At 54.7% G+C, this 13,351-nt stretch carries 13 protein-coding genes; 5 read left to right on the top strand and 8 right to left on the bottom strand.

The annotated features are described in order from the left end of the window. Nucleotides 1-76 precede the first annotated feature (76 nt). The 3 genes from ACZ1HV_RS09060 to ACZ1HV_RS09050 all read left to right on the top strand — a co-directional run bounded on the left by ACZ1HV_RS09060 (nucleotide 77) and on the right by ACZ1HV_RS09050 (nucleotide 3,402). Nucleotides 77-1,303 carry a L,D-transpeptidase family protein gene (locus tag ACZ1HV_RS09060; RefSeq protein WP_298983530.1) on the top strand — a complete coding sequence of 409 codons (1,227 nt, stop codon included), beginning with the start codon at nucleotides 77-79 and terminating at the stop codon, nucleotides 1,301-1,303. A gap of 158 nt (nucleotides 1,304-1,461) precedes the next feature. Further along, a complete protein-coding gene (locus ACZ1HV_RS09055) occupies nucleotides 1,462-2,724 on the top strand; it encodes a BtaA family protein (protein ID WP_472717885.1) in 1,263 nt (420 codons plus the stop codon). Between the two features lie 21 nt (nucleotides 2,725-2,745). Next, nucleotides 2,746-3,402 (top strand): class I SAM-dependent methyltransferase, encoded by a 657-nt coding sequence (locus tag ACZ1HV_RS09050; RefSeq protein ID WP_472717884.1) that lies wholly within the window; start codon nucleotides 2,746-2,748, stop codon nucleotides 3,400-3,402. Between the two features lie 38 nt (nucleotides 3,403-3,440). On the opposite strand, the gene ACZ1HV_RS09045 is transcribed toward ACZ1HV_RS09050, so the two are convergent. The 5 genes from ACZ1HV_RS09045 to ACZ1HV_RS09025 all read right to left on the bottom strand — a co-directional run bounded on the left by ACZ1HV_RS09045 (nucleotide 3,441) and on the right by ACZ1HV_RS09025 (nucleotide 8,980). Beyond that, on the bottom strand, nucleotides 3,441-4,916 hold the full coding sequence (locus ACZ1HV_RS09045) for a caspase family protein (RefSeq protein ID WP_472717883.1): 1,476 nt from the start codon (nucleotides 4,914-4,916) through the stop codon (nucleotides 3,441-3,443). Nucleotides 4,917-4,956: 40 nt separating this feature from the next. Then, nucleotides 4,957-6,033, bottom strand: a complete 1,077-nt coding sequence (locus tag ACZ1HV_RS09040) for an OmpA family protein (protein WP_298958924.1) — start codon at nucleotides 6,031-6,033, stop codon at nucleotides 4,957-4,959. 176 nt (nucleotides 6,034-6,209) lie between these two features. Then, complete coding sequence (locus ACZ1HV_RS09035; protein WP_472717882.1) at nucleotides 6,210-7,283, bottom strand: agmatine deiminase family protein; 1,074 nt, start codon at nucleotides 7,281-7,283, stop codon at nucleotides 6,210-6,212. Between the two features lie 90 nt (nucleotides 7,284-7,373). Beyond that, the gene (locus tag ACZ1HV_RS09030) at nucleotides 7,374-7,967 is read right to left on the bottom strand and encodes a GNAT family N-acetyltransferase (protein ID WP_472717881.1); all 594 of its coding nucleotides are present in this window, start codon (nucleotides 7,965-7,967) and stop codon (nucleotides 7,374-7,376) included. 68 nt (nucleotides 7,968-8,035) lie between these two features. Further along, nucleotides 8,036-8,980 (bottom strand): homocysteine S-methyltransferase family protein, encoded by a 945-nt coding sequence (locus ACZ1HV_RS09025; RefSeq protein WP_472717880.1) that lies wholly within the window; start codon nucleotides 8,978-8,980, stop codon nucleotides 8,036-8,038. 185 nt (nucleotides 8,981-9,165) lie between these two features. Here ACZ1HV_RS09025 and ACZ1HV_RS09020 point away from each other — a divergent pair, with 185 nt between their 5' ends. Beyond that, entirely contained in the window at nucleotides 9,166-9,783 is a 618-nt protein-coding gene (locus ACZ1HV_RS09020; RefSeq protein ID WP_298813729.1) for a TetR/AcrR family transcriptional regulator, read from the top strand. Between the two features lie 96 nt (nucleotides 9,784-9,879). Here the strand turns inward: ACZ1HV_RS09020 and ACZ1HV_RS09015 are convergent, their stop codons facing one another. Further along, nucleotides 9,880-11,367 (bottom strand): MFS transporter, encoded by a 1,488-nt coding sequence (locus tag ACZ1HV_RS09015; RefSeq protein ID WP_472717879.1) that lies wholly within the window; start codon nucleotides 11,365-11,367, stop codon nucleotides 9,880-9,882. After that, nucleotides 11,315-12,013 (bottom strand): hypothetical protein, encoded by a 699-nt coding sequence (locus ACZ1HV_RS09010; RefSeq protein ID WP_472717878.1) that lies wholly within the window; start codon nucleotides 12,011-12,013, stop codon nucleotides 11,315-11,317. The genes ACZ1HV_RS09015 and ACZ1HV_RS09010 overlap by 53 nt, the downstream gene beginning before the upstream one ends. A 182-nt stretch (nucleotides 12,014-12,195) precedes the next feature. Between ACZ1HV_RS09010 and ACZ1HV_RS09005 the strand changes: the two genes are divergently transcribed. Further along, nucleotides 12,196-12,834: a LysE family translocator gene (locus ACZ1HV_RS09005; RefSeq protein WP_298958945.1), complete on the top strand. Its 639-nt coding sequence runs from the start codon at nucleotides 12,196-12,198 to the stop codon at nucleotides 12,832-12,834. A 76-nt stretch (nucleotides 12,835-12,910) separates the two neighbouring features. Here the strand turns inward: ACZ1HV_RS09005 and ACZ1HV_RS09000 are convergent, their stop codons facing one another. Beyond that, nucleotides 12,911-13,183 (bottom strand): hypothetical protein, encoded by a 273-nt coding sequence (locus ACZ1HV_RS09000; protein ID WP_006933467.1) that lies wholly within the window; start codon nucleotides 13,181-13,183, stop codon nucleotides 12,911-12,913. Between the last annotated feature and the right edge of the window lie 168 nt (nucleotides 13,184-13,351).

Raw genomic sequence — 13,351 nt, 5'->3', positions numbered from 1 at the left:
TTCCTAACCCGATCTAAAAAGATCTCGGTTAAACACTAGGTCGAGCTTGATAGGTTTTGCGTTGGGGAGCTCTGGGATGTCGTCTTTTAGTCAATATAGCCGCGGAAGGCGGACACGCGCTCTGCTGGGTCTGGCAAGTGCAGCACTTCTGTCAGCTACCGCCGTATCCGGTGCATGGGCACGCGATACTGCAAAGGATGCCGAAAAAGCGGCAACCGAGCCACCGTTGCATATGCTGGTGTCGTTGAACAAGCAGCAGATTCAGGTTTATCGCGGGCTCGATCTGATCGAAACGTCGCCGATTTCTTCGGGGAAGCGTGGGCACAGCACGCCCACGGGTGTTTTTTCGATCCTGGAAAAGCGCCGCAAGCATTTTTCCAATCTTTATGACAATGCGCCAATGCCATTCATGCAGCGTCTGACCTGGTCAGGTATTGCGCTGCATGTGGGAAGGCTGCCCGGTTATCCGGCTTCGCATGGCTGCATTCGAATGCCACGTCCCTTTGCCAAGTCGCTTTACAGCATGACGGACAGAGGCATGCATGTCGTCGTCACCAGGGATCCGGCAAAGCCGCAAAGCGTCCGTCACAGCGTCCTGCCGCAGCCCTTCGTTCCCGAGACCAAGGTTGCAAGTCTGTCCGGCAAGAACATTCAGGCAGACCCCGCCCTGCGGGGCGCTATTCAGCCCGCGAACCTGCAGGCTTCTTTGCCTGTTGCCGAGCTGGAAAATCCGTATTTTGACAAGCCTTTGAGGATGATCATTACACCTCAGAAAACGCCGAGCCGCACGAGAGTACTGCAGCGTCTTCTGAATGAGATGGGCTACGACGCAGGTCCGGTCGATGGTATCTTCGGCCGCAAGACACGGGCTGCTTTGAGCCTTTATCAGGAAGGTGCCGAACTGCCCGTGACCGGCAATGTGACCGATGCGCTTGTGGCAAAGATCTACGCAGAGGCCGGATATGAAAAGCCGCAGAATGCGATGCTTCGCGTACGCCGCAAGTTCCGTGATGTGTATTCAGCGCCTGTAACACTGAAGAACATAGACAAGGATATCGGTACGCACGTCTATACCGCGCTTGATTTTGAAAAGGGCGACCAGACTGTTGACTGGATGGCTGTCTCAGCAGAAGGCGACCGCGGCGGCGACTCAAAAGACTTGCTTGACCGGGTCGTGATGCCGGAAAAGGTCGCGCTCGAGATCTCCAAGATGCTGACGCCAGGGACATCCCTGACCATCACCGACCGGACTTTCAAGCGAAACACGGGCCTGGGCACAGACTTTGTCGTAGTCACCCGCTAGTCGGCTGTCCGATCAGATCCGAAACCGAAGATCCCCGCTCCGGCGGGGATTTTTTATTGCCCGGACAATCGAATAATTCTCCAGGAACGTCACCAAACTGTCGTGTCTCTGCCGTATCGGAAAGCAGGTTCATTTCACAGGCGACTCGGGAGAGGGCAATGGCGAATGGCACGCTATCGGCGTCCAAGAAACGGCTAAAGAACGCGGTTCACCGATCCGGGGTAACCTCTCGCGAGGGAATGCTTGAGCGCCTGTTCACCTTCGCTTTCAAGGGCCTTGTCTATCCTCAGATCTGGGAAGATCCGGACGTGGACATGAAGGCTCTGCGACTGACCCCTGATAGCAGAATGATCACAATCGCTTCGGGTGGCTGTAATGTCATGTCCTACCTGACTGCCAATCCGGCTGAAATCACCGCGGTTGACCTCAACCGCGCTCACGTGGCTCTCGGCCGGTTGAAACTGGCCGCAGCCAAGTATTTCCCGAACTACGAAACGTTCTACCGTTTCTTCGGCGAAGCGGACGAAAAAGCCAACGTGGCGGCATATCGTCGTTTCCTCAAAGACAACCTTGATCCGGAAACCATCGCTTACTGGGAAGGACGCGACCTGGCCAATTGGGGCCGGAAACGCATTACGCTTTTTTCCCGTGATCTCTATCATCACGGTCTCCTCGGATACTGCATCGGCTTGGGTCACCTTGTGGCACGGCTATACGGCATCGACCCCAAGCACATGGTCAAGGCCAAATCGCTTGAGGAGCAACGTTCGTTCTTCGATACGGCGCTGGCGCCCCTCTTTGACAAGCGACTTGTCCGTTGGGCGACCTCGAAAAAAATGTCCCTTTACGGGCTGGGTATTCCACCGGCACAGTATGACGCGCTTGTCTCAGCCAATGCGGAAGGGGACATGTCAGCGGTCCTGCGCCAGAGGCTCGAAAAGCTTGCCTGTGATTTTTCCATGCAGGACAACTATTTTGCCTGGCAGGCATTCGGGCGCGGATATGCATCGGATAAAGATGGGTCCACTGGAGGATCGGGGCCCTTGCCGCCCTATCTGAAACGAGCTCATTTTGAAGAAATTCGCGAACGCGCCGGCAGGGTGAGGGTCCTGAACCGGAACTTCACCGAGCACTTGCAAGGCGTCGATGACGACATGCTGGATGCTTATGTGCTTCTCGATGCACAGGACTGGATGACCGATCATCAATTGAATGCCCTTTGGAGTGAGATCACTCGCACCGCTCGACCTGGGGCCAGGGTCGTGTTCCGCACGGCTGCTGAACCCTCTTTGCTGCCGGGCCGCGTTGCTGATGCGATACTTGATCGTTGGACCTATGAAGAAAGAGAAAGCCTTGAACTCGGTCGGCAGGATCGCTCCTCCATCTATGGCGGGTTCCATCTTTATGTGTTCAACGGGTAGTCAGCTGATCCGGAAATGACAATGAGAGAAGCCGTCGAAACTGCCCGTTTGATGGATGCTGTCTATCGTAACCAGCGCCACTTTTATGATCTGACGCGAAAATACTATCTTCTCGGGCGCGATCAGCTGATCAGCGATCTGCAACCGCCGAGAGGCGGCACGGTATTGGAGCTGGGATGCGGCACGGGTCGGAACCTGGTGACAGCTGCGCGGAGATATCCGGATGCGAGATTCTACGGCCTCGATATTTCCAGAAACATGCTGGAAACCGCAGAGAAGAACATTAAAAGAGCCGGTATCGGCGATCAGGTCCACCTGATTGAAGGCGATGCTGCCGATCCTTTCGCTACGGAAGGTCTGGATATCCCGGCATTCGACAGGATTATTTATTCTTATACGCTGTCGATGATCCCGGTCTGGCGAGAAGCGCTTGCTGCCGGAATCAGGTGTCTCGCGGAAGGCGGGCGAATTCACGTGGTCGATTTCGGTCAACAAGGACGACTTCCAGCCTGGTTCCGGAAAGCCTTGTTCAAGTGGCTGCGGTCATTCCACGTCAGTCCGCGCAGCGAGCTGAAATCGGAACTTGAGGCTCTTGCAGAACGAAAAGGTGCGGGCCTTGAATATCGCCAGCTCTATCGCGGATATGCAGATTATGCAGTAATCACAAGCGCCGAATAGAAAACAATCAATCGATCCTGAATGGCTCTCGCACAGGCCTATTCACATCCGCTGCGTGCCCAGTCTCTAAGTGCCGACTTAAATCCGCCGCCATATGGGTGAGCTTTGTCGGCTGCCTCGGAGTTTTCTTTCAAATAGGTTTGGGCCTGTTCGCAAAGGTTGGCCTGTTCCCACTGGTGGCAGGAAGCGCAACTCTTGTTTTTCCAGGCGTCTTCCGGCAGGCCCTCGATCGGTGGAAAGCGAGGTGATCCCTGAATGAGCTGGGCTATGCTGCGGGTGGCGATTTCGGCATCGCCAATGCCCAATGGAGCATTGAATGTGATCCGTGTCTCCTGATCAGGCGCTGGCTGCTGAGGCTCTTGTGTCACGACAGGCTGAGGATTGGAGATCGGGTCCGTGCGTTGAGCGTTTGTCTGAATTGACTGCAACTCCAGGCGGGCCAGTTCGGCAAACGCGCCCTCGGGGTAAGCGTTCAGATAGTTCTCATAGGCTTTTGCGTCGCCGGTTTTGCGCGCTTCTTCGATAAGATCGCGCTCCGATTGGCCCGGCGAAACCGGTTCAGGCTGCTCGGCCGGTTTCGACTGCTCGGCAGTTTCCGTTTCCGGTGCGGGTTTCCCGGCTTCCGCCTGCAGTTCCTCCAGCATCAATTCCTGTAGCAGTGCCCGGGCATCTTTCGTGAAGACGCTGTCCGGATTTGCGCGCAAAAACAGAAGAATTTGAACAGGGTCACGGCTCAGACGAACCGAGTCCCAAAGCTGGCGCATTTGCAGGAGTTGTGCCGGTGGCGCTTCAGCGGTGACGAATTGAAAGTCGGTGGTGAGTGAAGAGGTGTCCCATGGGGTCTGGAGCCCGCCGGTTTCGCTGAGAACGTCGACACGCACCTTCTTGAAAAGTGCCTCGACCGGGAGCCCCGGTTCTGTCATTCGTTTTGCTAGCGCTTCGGTGAACGGGCTGTTTGAACCGACACCGTCGATTGCAATTTCACCTGGGGCGGTCGAGTAGGAAAGGAACGTGCCCTTGGGCGCTTTCATCTCCGCAAGACCATTGTCGTTCAGATCCGCGATTGTCGTGAACGGGTTGTTCCGACACGCGTCGAGAATGACGATGTTCGTTCGGTTTTTTGCAGAAAACATCTGCCACAGCACTGCTTGGGCAGGCACGCCAACGAGACTGAGATCGGCGGCATCGTTGAGCGCGATGTCAACCGGTAGAAGAAAGTTGGAGCCAAAAGATTGCACGCCGTGACCTGCGTAATAAAACAGCCCCGTCGCGTCTTCGCCAGCGTCTCGCAGTTTACTGCCGAAGCTTGCAATTGCCTGAACCATTTCAAGCTGTGTTGCTTCGGTGACGAGAATGACTTCGAAACCGACGGCTTCGAGCGAAGACGCCATCAGCTCGGCATCGTTGAGAGGATTGTCCAGCGGCGTCACATTGCTGTAGCCGGCGTTGCCGATGACAAGCGCAATGCGTTTTTCTTCCGCCTTTGCAGGCAAGATCAGGGCCAGCAAGATCATCAAGGTGGCCGAAACTAGCGAAGCTGAGCTGACTTTGTTTCTATTCAACAATGGAGAACTCTATTCGGCGATTTCGACGTTTGCCTTCCGGCGTGTTGTTGGACGCGACCGGTTGGGTTTCTCCATAGCCGACGCTTCTGATCCGATTATCGGGAATGTCCTTCGAGACGAGATAGTCCATGACGGCTGTTGCCCGGCGTTGTGACAATCTCATATTGGCTGCTGCGCGGCCGACGCTGTCGGTATGGCCGGCCACTTCGATCACGAGACCTGGGCAGCGGGCGACAATGTCAACAAGACTGTTCAGGAAAGGCTCACTTCTCGGGTCAAGACCGGAACTGCCGCTGGTGAAGTAGATGTTGTCAGTGCGCGACAGGATTTCAAAACGTCCGGTGCATGCCTCAAGATCAAAGTCGCCCTCTGGTTCCAGCGCTTTGGCGGCTGCTAGCTCCGATTGTTTGGCGGGTTCGGCAGAAGCTGTACGAGCTTCGTCATCATCCTGGTTCTTGGCAAAGACGAAATCGAAGGAAACCGTAGCCGAAGGTACGATCACGACATCTGCTGCTTCTTCCAGCTTCTTGACACCGCTATCCAGACCAAAATCGGAAGCTGCGACGGAGATCGGCGCTGTACTCGACACGGCGACCAGATCGTCGCTCATCAGCGTAACGGCGACTTCGCTCGTTAGGGTCTTCTCGACACCGTGAAGCTTTAGGGAAAAGGTCAGCGGAATAATCTTGCGCTTGCGCTCGGGCAAATCGCTCAACACCGTCGGATCGATATTTGTTGAGATGACCGCCGAGGGAAACTCGAATGTTTCAAAGAAAAGGAAACGCATTCGCACGTTTCTAAGGTCGATCTTGGTATCGATTGAATCAAGAAAGATGCGAACGGAAGCGTCGCCATTCTCTTCGATCTTCCCTTCAAACTCTGCAAAGCTGCTTGATTCAACCTGCGTAAGGTTTTTGACGGACTGGAATCTGAGCGACGACGCGTCGGGTTGAAGCGTCCAGCCGTCATCGAATATTCCGTCTGCCTGAGCACGGACAACGGGCGATGCCAGGAACGCGATGCCGGCTAGCAACAGAACCGCTAAAACGGCTCGTAACTTTGACATGTTTCATTCCTTCCTTGGTCGCACGCGCAAGCGCGCTATCCATAACATCCCTTCCCTAAGGAAACTGTAATAAGATACTGGAATAATGCAACTCTTCGTGAATGTATCTGAGGTTGCATGACGGATCTACGCATCATTTGGATGGCGAAGGCCGGGGCGGTCGGATACTGATGGGGTCAGGCCGACGGCAACTGTTGTGTTGCACAATGGATGCCACCACCGATCTCACCCAGAGCATCAACGTTCAGCGCGACAATTTGACGGCCAGGATAGTGTCGCTCAAGCGCTTTGACGGCGATTGCATCGGTTTCCGCGTCACCAAATTGAGGGGCTATCACGCCGCCGTTGCAAACGTAATAATTTGCATAAGAGGCGACGAAATCAAAAGTTTGTACCCTATGGTCATATGGCTCGGGCATGACATCCACCTGCAGCTGAGCCGCAAGAAGCCGGTCGTGAGTATCAAGCGCAGCCTGATGAAACGGATCGGCCTCATCCGGCTCGTCAGGCAGATTGATCAGTACGCGTCCAGGGCCAGTGAACCGGGCCAGGCTGTCGATATGATAGTCAGTGATGTCTTCGCCCCTGACGCCAGGTGACCAGATGAACCGTTCTGCGCCATAGGCTTGCAACAACAGGTTCTCAATCTCGGTCCGGGGCAGCCCCGGGTTTCTGTTGTTGTTGACCCAGGAACTCTCATGGGCGATCAGCAAACCGTGACCGTCGTGTTCGATCCCACCAGCCTCTCCGGTCACCCCGCTGGAAACCAGCTCCATTGCCAGCCGCTCGGCGACCCGGGAAGCAATTTGGCCATCACTCTCATGAACCTGTTTGTTGCCCCATCCATTGAACTGGATGTGACTGACAACGCGTTTCCGCGTGCTATTGAAAGCAAATAGGGGACCGGAATCTCTGCACCAGAGATCCTCTGTCGGAATATCCCAAAGTTCAACAGCCGACGACAGGAGCTTGCGAGCCTCTGTGTGGTCTGCCGCTGCAGCCAACATCACGACAGGCTCAAACGCAGCGATCATATTGGCAATGTCAGCAATAGTTTGCTTGAGGTCACGCAGAAATGCCGTATCCGGGTGTACCCGTCGGCTGACTGGCCATTGCATGAAAGTCAGTTCATGTGGCGCTTCTTCCGGTGGCACGTACAAATCGGGTTTTTGCATTGCCAAGAGTGGCTGTCCTGTTAATGCGATCGTGCTCAGCATTGCACTCGTTTTGAGAAGTTCCCGACGTCGCATGCCGTTTTTCCGCTCGTCCTCATCGCGACCTGTTCTAGCAGATCCGGGCCTGAAATACGTCTGAATTTGAGGTTTCAGGCCCAGCAATTGCTATCGGTTCTTTTCCAGAAGCAAAACATCACCTGTGTAATAGGGTTGCACCGGGTGCAATCTCACACGGGATCTTGCGGTTTCTCGAAAGCCAAGACGCTTGTAGAGTCGTGCTGCGCCCGAGTTCTGCCTATAGACTTGAATGCTCAAGCGCGAAAATCCTGATGTGCTTGCGGCCGTATCAACTGCCTCCATCAACAAAGAGCCGAGACCGGATGAGCGATGACCCGGAAAGACGGCAAGTGCGTTGATGTACCAGGTTTCGACAGACTTCATTTCAAGTTCGACAAATGGGGCGATTGGGTCCGGCAGACTATCAATGTCTTCATCCGGGGCTTCAGCTATCGGGTAACTCAGCACCATACCGAGCACTTGTCCGGCATTCTCTGCCACCATTGCGTTTTTGTATGAAAACCCGCCGCTCTCTCTTTGCGCCCGCTCTGTTCCAATCTCAAGTGGTGTGCGGTTCTCAGCTGTATGTTGTGACCACAGCCAGTGGGGAATGCCTTCGCCAGCGATATCAACGAGTTTGGCAAGGTCCTGCGCGTCAGATGAGGTCGCAGGCCGAACAATGATTTGTTTCAAGTCGATCATGGTTTTTGTGTCCGTATGTCGGTGTTGGTTGAAATTGCTGAAAAAATTCAGTTTCGCTCGGTTCGAATTCAAGCCGCCGGCGGAAGTAGTTCCTGTTTCGAGATACAGGTGACGTGGCGATGGTCGGTGCCGCAGCAACCTCCGATCAGGCACAGATTTGGAAGTGTCTTGAGAAGTTGAAGGTTCAACTGGCCAAGCTCCTCAGGGTCGCCATCATCCAGAATTTCAGCTGCGTCGAGTTCTGCATGGCTTTGCCGCGAAGCATTCGCCCGAACTCCGCCAATTCTCTCGAGCCAGGCGGCTTTGGTGTCGAGTGCATGCTGAAAATGGTCAGGATGTGCGCAATTGATCATGTAGTAGACCGGTGCTGCATCGGTAGCGTGATCAACAGCTTCGATGGCCTCTCCCAAAGGTTGACCAGACGGCAACCGGCCATCTGTTTCCAGGGTGAAAGCGATGGCAACTGGTACGTCGATCTCTTGTGCGGCTCGGGCAATCCCGATTGCTTCGCTTGAGTGCGTGAGTGTCATTGCACTGATCATGTCCACGCCGGCACGCCCGAGTGCATGGATCTGCGGTGCATGGATCATGAACGCATCTTCTGCCGTGAGTTCGGACGAAGTGGCGTAGGCATCTCCGCTTGGGCCAATCAGACCGTTGATAAGAATTGGCAATGCTTCCGTTTCGTGCGTGTTGCGAATATCGCTCACAAATTCAACCGCACGGCGATTGGTCTCCATGACTTCTGCCACGGAAGTTTGCAATGGGCCTGCCCAGGCCAGGCCCGCCCGCCAGGTGGGGGCATCCAGAACGAACCCTCGACCGGATTTCCGGGCCAGATCAATAAAAGTCTCATAATACGCGGTCAGGTCATTTCGACCGGTTTCGGTATCCAACAGCACGGCAGCGGAGAAGCAGGGGAGCTCATGACCCTTGTCAAAAATCATGAAAGTCTCAAGGCCGCCGTCGGTCAGGAAAAATCGATCCGCCTCGGCAAGTAATTGAATTCGCATTTATTCCATCCTTTGTTTGATGGACAAGAAGTATGCTGCACGCCGATCCGTCGGTAGTTGTCGCGTGGTCAGGTTGCTCAAATTATTTTTGTGCAGTAATTTCAATGGCTAAGGCAGATTGATGTCACAGCGATAGGTGTAGGAAACGCTTGAACTGGACTCACGGTACAGTTGGGAAGGGGCAGATGACCGAAAAATCCGACACACGTACCCGGATCCTGGATATTGCAGAAGCAGCAGTGCTTGAAAAAGGCTTCGAGGCGACGTCGATCGACGAGATCGTTGCCGGCGCACAGATATCCCGCGGAGGTTTCTTTTATCACTTCAAGGACAAGAACGCGTTGGCACGCGCAATGCTTGAACGATACATCGCTGTTGAAGACGCACTTTATGACGATTTGTTTGCCCGGGCGCGCGAACTGAGCGACGATCCGCTTCATTCAATGCTGATCGGTCTGAAAATGCTGGCAGAGATGCTGGCCGATATGCCCAATGGCCATCCTGGCTGCGTAATCGCCGCGACCGCTTATCAAGACCGTCTGTTCGACAACGGTGTCCGGGAGCTGAATCGCCAGGCAATCTTGAGCTGGCGTCGGCGCTTCCGCGGCATGTTTGAAGAGATCGCATTGGTCTACCAGCCAAACGAGAATGTGAATCTTGATGCTCTCGGCGACATGGTTTCAAGCGTTGTCGAAGGAGGGCTGGTTCTTCAGCGGGCCCTTCGCGAGAACAACAGCGCTTCGGAACAAATCATGTTGTTGCGCACCTACCTGAAGCTACTGTTCTCGCCGCGCGCAAACTGAAGGCTCGGCAGCGGGGTCATGATGACGCCATGAATTGGTCTGAGGCACCCTTAGCTTTGCGGACTTGCCATAAGCTAAACGGCCAAAATCCTGGCTTCATTTACCGGAAGTCTCAGCCTCACTTTCGTTGGTCCGTCTGAAACTGACCGAAATCATGGCCGCACTTGCAATAACAACAGCGGCAAGCGGGAAGACCCAGGCACCAGCCCAATTGTAGAGCAGGCCACCTGCAAGCAAGCCGAATATGCTGGCCGCGGCCCCGAGGCTGCTGGCAAAGCCCTGGACAGCGCCCTGGAGCGAACGTCCGGCGAATTCGGACAGAACCGCGGTGAAAGTTGGCCACATCAGCCCATTGCCAATGGCAATGAAAAGGGCGGCAAGATAAATCGTGATTGGATTTTCCCAGAACAGGCATACAAATCCGAGGCTCAGTATCAGTCCGCCCGCCAGAAGCAGAATATGCTGGGGTATCAATCCAGATACCCGAGAGAGCAGGGGCCCCTGAACGAGCATCATCCACAAACTGAGGACAGCGAAGAAAACCCCGGTTTCGGTCACCGTCCAGGCGAGCTGTGTCGCGGCGTGAACCGGAAACGCGATATAGAAGAAACTGAACCCCAGCATGACCAGAAAGTTGACGGTCAGGAGTGCGGGCATCAGCGGTAGACGAAGAATATCCTGGTTCGAGGTCTCCTCGCGGCCTTTTAGTTGGTAGACTTCCTTTGTGTCCTGTCCGAACACCTTGCAGGCATTGCGAAGGCCTGGCTTTGATTTCAGGACCTCGGCATGGCTTTCCTTCAACCCGAGAAGAATGAGGACGCTGGCGATGATCGAGATTGCCAGCGCTGCGACCACGGGCACGATCTCGCCAAGAACGGTTGCTCCCAGAAGACCGGCCAGAGCGGGGCCCAGAATGAAACCGGCATTTGTCGACATTGCCATCTTGCCGAAGTCTTTGGTGCGGTGCGCGTCATCGGTAATGTCGGCCAGATAGGCATTGGCAACAGAAACGTTGCCTCCGGTAAGGCCATCGGCGGCTCTTGCAAGAAACAGGATGATCAGGGGCAATGTCAGACTGAACTGTCCAAGAAGGGCATTGTCCACATCAAGAAGTGAGTCGGTCGGCAATGCGAAGGCAGTTAGAAAAATGATCCAGGACAGCATCGTTCCAAGCTGACTGAGCAGAAGGACCTTTCGGCGGCCGACCTGATCGGACCATTTTCCAAGAATAGGGGCTCCGATCAGCTGGAACACGGAATAGGTTGAAGCCAGCGCCCCATATATGATGGCATTGCCGCCCCATTGGGCCACAAGAAAAACCATGAACGGTACAACAATTGAAAATCCGAGCGTGCCGACAAAATTCACTGAAAGTATCGGAACAAGCGAGGCGCGATCGTGCGGCTCATAGTCTGCGGTTTCGATAGCCAAATCTGCGCCTCGTGGCCGATAGCAGGAAGGTCGCGAGTATGACCAAGGACAACGTGCATGGAAAGCGTGTGTTGAAGTCAGCCTTCCGGGGATATCCCAGTTAATCCCCTGCAACGAAATAGTGCAGTGTGCCGTCAGGGCCGATGCCGACACGGTAAAAGCTCCAGGCTCCGAAGTCCTGCATCTCGGCAAAATCACCAGCCGTCACGATGCGGAACAGCTCGACTTTCTGTTCAGCTGTCAGGTCATGCAGCGGGAAGCGGGCAAAATAGGGCCAGACATACATTTCCTGGGGCGTGCCCTTGTCGACGTGAATGAAACCGGCATCCAGAACATCGGCCAGGATGGCCAGGATTTCAAAACCCTCACCGTCGCCCGAACTCTGTTTCAAAAACTCGATCGGATCACCGATCTCGCCAAAGGATAATGTCGGCGGCAGTTCGTTGCTTTCAAGAACCATGCGCAAGCGTTTCATGTCGCCAAGCAGTGCGGCTTCTTTCAACTGTGAATGCATGCGCGCGACGGGCTTTGGCAGATAGTCCGTGCTGTAGAGAACTTCCGGCAGCGGGGCCTGTGCACCTGCATCGGTTGATTTGACCTTCGGATCGTCGGACGGTGGCGGGCTACTCGACTGCGGAACCTTAACGTCGTCTTCAGAAAGCGGTGCCGTGTCCGACTGAATGCCGGATGTGACCGGTATGGTTTCCGTCTGCACTGTGAGCGCCTTGGCCGCCATGGCGCCGTTCGCGCCCAAAGCGGCGAATAGGGCAAGACCTGTTGCCGAGAATATCCGTCTCATTTTTGACTGTCTCCCGATGCCGCCCTGCCCGAATTGAATAGGCCTTTCATTAAACAATTCATGCGAGTGTGGAAACAGCGCCAATGTGAATTTCTCGCGCCTTGTCATCAAGCTGATGGACGTTTATCGAAAAGTGCAATCTTCACGATAGCGAGATCAGAGGTCTGGGGGTTAGACCGGTTGTGTCATTTTTTGAATATGCGCTGATCGGGTTTGTTGTCGGCATACTCACAACAGCGCCTGTCGGCCCGGTCAACATCATGGCGATCCAGCACGCCGTTCACAGCGGTTTCCGCCAGGGTGTCTTTGTTGGTCTTGGCGCAGTCGTGGCCGACACGATTTATGCAGCCGCAGCCATTTTCGGTGTGTCAGCGGTCATAAATTTCATCAAGGGTCAGTCGGGTTTGATCGAACTTGTCGGCGGAGCACTGCTGATCATATTCGGCTTCAAGATCTGGCACACCCATCCGCACCTGAACGGCAAGGGCAATGGGTTCGAAAGAGGGTTCCTGGGAGATGCCGCGGCAGCGTTTTTCATGGCAATCACCAATCCGGGAGCGATTCTGGCTTTTATTTTTATCTTCGGCAGCCTGGGTGACTGGCGGCCGCAGCACGGCGATCATATTGGTGCATTGATTATGGTCGCCGGCGTTGCAGCGGGAGCAACGTCATGGTGGGTGTTCATATCGGCAACTGTATCCCACTTCAGACAGTCGATTGATGACAAGTGGCTTGATCGGGTGAACCACATCGCGGGTGTCTTGCTGATCTCTTTCGGTCTGTTGCTTTACGCGAACCTGGCGTTTGACGCGTTCGGATAGGGACCTTTCGCCAGGTAAGACAGAATCAAAAAAGGCCGGACTGTCCGGCCTTTTTCATTTTCTAATTCCTGGCGGACTATTGAAGAACGCGGTTCACAGTGTAGTCGCCTTGCAGGATGCGATCCGGCAGTCCTTCGGCAAGCTTGGCAACAGCGTCTTCGCCATAGGCGGCTACGAGATCCGCGAGAGCTGTGAACATTGCCGCATGCGCTACTGCGTCAGCGTCGACACCATTGGCAATTGCTTCTGCCCATGCGTCGGAGATGAAGCCCAGAGCAGCACGCCTGATGTCTTCGTCTTCGGCAAATTCGGCTTCCATTGCCGCATCAGCATAATCGTCGTTTATCATTCGCTTCCTTACCGGTTCTCTCCGTACGCTGCGTAACAACTCCAGCGTGTTCCTGCCCCGAATCTTGTAGTCCGATCCTAGCACGGCGTACCGCGCTGATAAGTAACCGTGAACGCAAACTTAACGTCCACCCACAAATTTGATGGAAAAGGTTTACGAAGTCGTAAC

Source organism: Roseibium sp. JB4-4, assembly GCF_055693425.1.
Note: the sequence above shows the minus strand (reverse complement) of the source record. Positions and strands in the feature narration are given on the sequence as shown.